The sequence below is a fragment of the Mycobacterium intermedium genome (assembly GCF_002086275.1).
In the GTDB taxonomy this organism is placed as follows: Bacteria; Actinomycetota; Actinomycetes; order Mycobacteriales; family Mycobacteriaceae; genus Mycobacterium; species Mycobacterium intermedium.
Map to the genome: position 1 here is coordinate 1 of NZ_MVHT01000223.1, position 1722 is coordinate 1722.

At 74.9% G+C, this 1722-nt stretch carries 1 protein-coding gene and 1 pseudogene; both read right to left on the reverse strand.

What is annotated here, in order from left to right; genetic code table 11:
• On the reverse strand, positions 1-158 hold a 158-nt coding region (locus tag BST27_RS30290; protein WP_139805488.1), incomplete at its 3' end, for a PE family protein.
• Between the two features lie 138 nt (positions 159-296).
• A pseudogene (locus BST27_RS33350) lies at positions 297-1722 on the reverse strand (PE family protein); the annotation flags it as partial.

Here is a 1722-nt window from a genome sequence, read left to right on the forward strand (position 1 = left end):
ACCGCCACCGCCCGCGACACCTCATCGGCAGCCGCGCTGACCAACCCCGTCGTGGATCGCGCCGCAACCGCATTCGCCGCAGAGACCGACAAACCGATACCCGCCACGTCCGAAGCCGCAGCCGCCACCAGCTCCGGTGAAACCAGCAGAAAAGTCATCAGCGACCTCGCCGTTCCTTAGAGCAACCCGAAAAGCCCCCCGAGACAACCGAAAAAGACGCCCACCGCGCTCGGCCGCACGCATAAGTCGACGCTTCCACTCGAAGGCCCGTCCTTTCTCTCACAGCGACAATTGGACTAAGTGGCACCGGCACCGCCGATGCCGCCACTGCCCCCGCTGCCGCCGTTCGGGTTGCGGCCCCCGCCGGTCGGGCCGGTGCCAACGGCGCCGTTGGATCCGAAGGAGCCGAAGTCCCCGTCGGCGGACTTTCCGCCGGTGCCGCCGGTGCCGCCGGTGCCGCCAAAACCACCTTGACCCCAGTAGTCGGGGTCGTAGGCCGTGTCGCCGTTGCCGCCGGTGCCGCCGGCACCGCCTTTGCCGCCGTCGGCGGCTTTCCCGCCCGGAGCGGTTGCGCTGCCGCCGGTGCCGCCCGCCCCGCCATTGCCGCCGGCGCCCCCATTGCCGTTATAGGAATTGAGAAGTTGACTTTCGCCGCCCTGACCTCCGGTACCGCCGGTACCACCGTTGCCGGCGGCACCGCCGTCGCCGCCGAGACCTTTGCCGAGGACACCGCCCCCGAGGCCGCCGGTCCCGCCTGCACCGCCGGTGCCGCCCCTACCGCCGTCATAGCCCGAGGAGAAAACCGCAACATCTGTTGCGTGGCCCCCGGTGCCTCCCGTGCCGCCATTGCCGGCGGCGCCGCCGGCGCCGCCGTCTGCGCCGTTGCCCTGGCCGCCGTTTCCGCCACCGCCGCCGGCGCCGCCGTCACCGCCGACCCCCCCATTCCGGCCGACGACACCCCCTTCGCCGCCGGTACCGCCGGTGTTGCCGTTACCGCCGGCGCCGCCGGCGCCTCCTTTGCCACCGCCGAAGCCGCCGTTGCCGCCGTGGCCGCCGAGACCTCCGACACCGCCATTGCCGCCGCGCCCGCCGTCGCCCGCGATGCTCGCTGTGCCGCCCATACCTCCGGCGCCGGCGAGGCCCCCGTTGCCGCCCTTGCCGCCGTTGCCGCCGCCGACGCCGGCAACGCCGTTGCCGCCAAGGCCCCCGGCACCGCCTTGCCCGCCGTTACCGCCGGCGCCACCGATATAGCCGTCTCCGGTGATGCCCCACGAGCCCGGGGCGCCGTTGCCGCCGCTGCCGCCGTCGCCGCCGTCACCGCCGTGGCCCGCGACGCCCGCGTTACCGGCACTGCCGCCTTCGCCGCTGCCCTTCGCGCCGCCTGCACCGGCGTTACCACCGGCGCCGCCGGTGCCACCTGTACCGCCGGTGCCGCCGGGTGGGCCGTCCGAGCTACCCTCCACGCCGTTGGCGCCATTAGCCCCGCGGCCGCCCTTGCCGCCGTTGGCACCGTTGCCCCCGGCGCCGCCGCTGCCCGCGGTTCCGCCGTTGGCCGCGCCGCCGGCGCCGCCCTGACCGCCGCTGCCGCCTTTGGTGCCGTTGCCGCCGGCCCCGCCATTGTTGTCGTTGTTGTCGGTCCCGTTGCCGCCCAACCCGCCGTGGCCGCCGTTACCGCCGTTGCCGCCGGTGCCCGCCTTACCGACGCTTCCCGCGCCGCCGGCG